3 protein-coding genes are annotated in these 3,689 nt (G+C 34.2%); all 3 read left to right on the top strand.

The window, feature by feature from the left end; genetic code table 11:
• Window positions 1-1,553, top strand: a 1,553-nt coding sequence (locus tag AB4Y90_RS17340) for a glycoside hydrolase family 3 C-terminal domain-containing protein (RefSeq protein ID WP_441558816.1), incomplete at its 5' end; no start/stop codon positions are given.
• Window positions 1,554-1,874: 321 nt separating this feature from the next.
• Complete coding sequence (locus AB4Y90_RS17335; protein ID WP_441558815.1) at window positions 1,875-2,147, top strand: hypothetical protein; 273 nt, start codon at window positions 1,875-1,877, stop codon at window positions 2,145-2,147.
• A 217-nt stretch (window positions 2,148-2,364) separates the two neighbouring features.
• Complete coding sequence (gene lpdA / locus AB4Y90_RS17330) at window positions 2,365-3,561, top strand: dihydrolipoyl dehydrogenase (RefSeq protein ID WP_441558814.1); 1,197 nt, start codon at window positions 2,365-2,367, stop codon at window positions 3,559-3,561.
• The last annotated feature ends 128 nt before the right edge of the window (window positions 3,562-3,689 follow it).

Here is a 3,689-nt window from a genome sequence, read left to right as displayed (position 1 = left end):
AATTTGAACTAGGTTTGTTTGAAAACCCTTATGTTTCCACCAAAGATATTGATGAATTAAAAAAAATCAATCATAAACCTTTAGCAGAAAAAGCAGCAATTGAATCTTTTGTTTTGCTTCAAAATAATAACAAAACGCTTCCGATTTCCGAAAATTATAAAAAGATTTTAGTCGTTGGAAGGGATGCTGTTGATGCACGATTAGGTGGTTATTCAGGGCCGGGAAATAAGAAAGTAAGTATTTTGGACGGAATCAAAAATTTCGTTAAAAATAAAAATATTGAAATCACTTATTCAAAAGGAATTGACTGGAATGTAAAAGACTTTGTAACAGTTTCAACGGAATTTTTATTTTCAGAAAATCAAAAAGGATTGAAAGGAAAATATTTTTCCAATGCTGATTTAAAAGGAAATCCGGCTTTTGAAAAACAGGACGAACAGTTGAATTTCAAATGGACTTTATATTCTCCAAATCCTGAAAAACTACAACCAGACAATTACAGCGTTCGTTGGACAGGAAAACTGGAAGCTCCAAATTCCGGAAAATATCAGCTTGGCTTAAGAGGAAATGATGGATTCAGATTCTATTTAAATGGAAAATTACTGATTGACAATTGGGAGAAATTAAGTTATTCAACCAAAACAATTGATATTGATTTTATAAAAGGTCAAAAATATGATATTGCCGTAGAATTCCACGAAAATAGGGGCGAAGCGAATATTGAACTGATCTGGAATTATGGTTTGAATGATTATCAAAAAGATTTTAATGATGCTTTAAAACTGGCACAAAATGCAGATTACATCATCGTTACAGCTGGAATTCATGAAGGAGAATTTCAGGATCGTTCTTCGCTGAGTCTTCCCGGAAATCAGGAACAATTTATCCATGAAGTTTCAAAATTAAATAAACCGACAACAATTGTTTTGGTGGGTGGTTCTGCGATAAAAACGACAAATTGGAAAGATAAAGTCGGAGCGATTTTAGATGTTTGGTATCCCGGAGAAGAAGGTGGAAGTGCCGTTGCAAAAGTGCTTTTCGGAGCAGAAAATCCTTCCGGAAAATTGCCGATTACGTTCCCGATTGAGGAAGGGCAATTGCCGTTGACCTACAATCATCATCCGACGGGAAGAGGAAATGATTATCATGATCTGAGTGGCGAACCGTTATATCCTTTTGGTTTTGGATTGAGTTACACGACTTTTGAAATCTCTGATTTACAATTAAATCAATCAAAATATTATGAAAATGATACGATTGTAGCTAAAGTCAATGTGAAAAATACCGGTTCAAAAGCGGGAAGTGAAGTCGTTCAATTGTATGTGAAGGATTTACTGGCTTCAGTTTCGAGACCGATTATTGAATTGAAAGGTTTTCAGAAAGTACATTTAAAACCGGGAGAATCAAAGCAGGTTTCCATTGAAGTTCCTGTAAAAGAATTACAGTTTTTAGATAAGAAAATGATTTGGGTTGTAGAAAAAGGAACATACCGAATTTTTGTTGGAAATTCTTCTAAAAATCTGCCTTTGAAGCAAAATATTGAAGTTGAGTAGTTTTTTATTTTATCACAAGATTAGACTAAGATTTATACCAAATATTACGCTTTAAAGGTATACAATGGCATTTCATTTAAGAAAGTAATACAATTTCAATAATAGCGATTAATGTTATATTCATGACAAATTTTACGATTTAGTTATCTTTAAAATATGAATAAAGCAAGTCAATAAAAATATCTGTTTAGCCTTACTTTAAAAAAGTTAGTTCCGGCAAGATTAAAATTGTGGTATGAAATATGTAATATTTACTCTGAACCGAACGAAATTAATAGATAATAAAAAAATCAATTAAAGTCATTCAAAAATTTAAATGTCATGAAAAAGTTTTTAATAACAGCAATTTTGGTAGTAGGTTTTTCAACCATTGCTTTAGCACAGAGACATCCGCCGCGACCTACGCCGCCGCCGCATCCTTCAAAAACACAGTTGGCCAACAGTAAAGCAAATGAATTAGACAAAAGATACCGTGCAGAAAAGAAATTGATTATGAATCATCCTGTTGCTACAAAGAAAATGAAAGCCGACCAACTGAAAGCTTTGAATCTGAGATACCAAAACGAAAAAAAATTGTTGAAGGCTGCTAAATAGAAGTGCAAGATATTATCAAAATAAAAATTTGAACAGCTGTTTAGTTTTACGAAATTTTTAATATTAAATAAAATCATTAAAAGAGAATGCATATTTGTGTTCTCTTTTTTGTTATTAATTGAATGAAAATCATCTTTGTAATGCTTTGCTTCATGAATTTTAAGAAACGTGGTTCATCCAATATTTTTCCTTAAATTCGCATAAAAATTTTAAGCTAATGAATTACGATATTATTGTCATCGGAAGTGGTCCTGGTGGATATGTTACTGCAATCAGAGCGGGTGGAGTAGCGTCTAAAATGAGCAAAGGGATTGAGTTCTTAATGAAAAAGAATAAAATCGACGTTATTTTAGGAACTGCAAAAGTACAGAAGGGTAAAAAAGTTTCTGTGACAGATAAAGACGGAAAAGTAACCGAATATACAGGAACTCATATTATTTTGGCTACAGGAGCTCGTTCGAGAGAGTTGCCAAACTTACCTCAAGACGGTAAAAAAGTAATCGGATACAGACAGGCATTATCTCTTCCTGAGCAGCCAAAATCTATGATCGTTGTAGGTTCCGGAGCTATCGGAGTTGAGTTTGCTGATTTTTATAACACAATGGGAACAAAAGTTACTGTTGTAGAATTTTTACCAAATATCGTTCCTGTGGAAGATGAGGAAATTTCTAAGCACTTGGAAAAATCTCTGAAAAAATCAGGTATCGATATTATGACAAACGCTTCTGTAGAAAGTGTTGATACAAGCGGAGAAGGTGTAAAAGCTACGGTAAAAACTGCTAAAGGAAACATCGTACTTGAAGCTGATATCTTATTATCTGCTGTAGGAATTGCTGCAAACATCGAGAATATAGGTCTTGAAGAAGTGGGAATCCAAACTGATAAAGGAAAAGTTTTGGTCAACGAATGGTACGAAACTTCAGTTCCCGGATATTACGCAATCGGAGATATTATCCCGACTCAGGCTTTGGCACACGTTGCTTCTGCTGAAGGAATTACTTGCGTTGAAAAAATCAAAGGAATGCACGTTGAGAAAATCGACTACGGCAATATTCCTGGATGTACTTACTGTCACCCTGAAGTGGCTTCTGTTGGTCTTACAGAAAAGCAGGCTAAAGAAAAAGGATACGAACTTAAAGTGGGTAAATTCCCTCTTTCTGCAAGCGGAAAAGCGACTGCAAATGGAAATACAGATGGTTTCATCAAAGTTATTTTTGATGCTAAATATGGTGAATGGTTAGGTTGCCACATGATCGGTGAAGGTGTAACCGATATGGTTGCTGAAGCTGTTGTTGCAAGAAAACTGGAAACTACAGGTCACGAGATCATCAAGTCGATTCACCCGCACCCGACAGTTTCTGAAGCAATTATGGAAGCTGCTGCTGCTGCTTATGGCGAAGTGATTCACATTTAATTTTTCACTTTGTCAAAGTTGAAAATCTTTGACAAAGTTTATCAATATCAAAACCACAGATTTTGTCTGTGGTTTTTTGTTTTTAAATAATTAACAAAATATTTAGACAATTTAGATTCGTTCTTAGG

This window comes from Chryseobacterium sp. 2TAF14 (assembly GCF_052115105.1).
GTDB lineage: Bacteria > Bacteroidota > Bacteroidia > Flavobacteriales > Weeksellaceae > Chryseobacterium.
Note: the sequence above shows the minus strand (reverse complement) of the source record. Positions and strands in the feature narration are given on the sequence as shown.

Excerpts from the sequence above, each read along its gene's own strand:
- AB4Y90_RS17335 (WP_441558815.1), top strand. The coding sequence starts at position 1,875 with ATGAAAAAGTTTTTAATAACAGCAATTTTGGTAGTAGGTTTTTCAACC.
- lpdA (WP_441558814.1), top strand. The coding sequence starts at position 2,365 with ATGAATTACGATATTATTGTCATCGGAAGTGGTCCTGGTGGATATGTT.